Raw genomic sequence first — 422 nt, 5'->3', positions numbered from 1 at the left:
CGGAATTCATCGTCGGTTTCACGGACGCGAACCCGCAAGAGTTCGGCATCGCCGACTCCTTCACCGCCTTCAGCGATGCGGTCCTCGGCAACACGTACAGTGTGCCCGCGGACACCTTCACGCCGCTGCGCACGGCGACACGTCCCGGGAAGATCAGCGTCCGCACTCAGCCCACTGACGTCCCCCACTCCGCGTTGCGGACCAGCCAGTACCGGTTCGACGTCGACGCGATGACGCCGCCGGTGAACTCCCCGTCGGGCAGTGCCCGAACCGCGCGGAAGCAGTTCTGGCCGATCCTCGAAGGCATCAGCATGTACTCCCTCGACGTCACCGACGATGGGATGCGTGAGCCGCACTGGCACCCCGTCACCACGGAGATGGGCTACGTCCACAAGGGGCGTGCTCGGATGACGATCCTGAAC

At 65.6% G+C, this 422-nt stretch carries 1 protein-coding gene; it reads left to right on the top strand.

Going from position 1 to position 422, the window contains the following annotated elements:
- On the top strand, positions 1 to 422 hold a 422-nt coding region (locus BIU91_RS18000; protein WP_290439515.1), incomplete at both ends, for a cupin domain-containing protein.

Origin of the sequence: Curtobacterium sp. MMLR14_002 (assembly GCF_001864975.1) — a bacterium.
In the GTDB taxonomy this organism is placed as follows: Bacteria; Actinomycetota; Actinomycetes; order Actinomycetales; family Microbacteriaceae; genus Curtobacterium; species Curtobacterium flaccumfaciens.
Note: the sequence above shows the minus strand (reverse complement) of the source record. Positions and strands in the feature narration are given on the sequence as shown.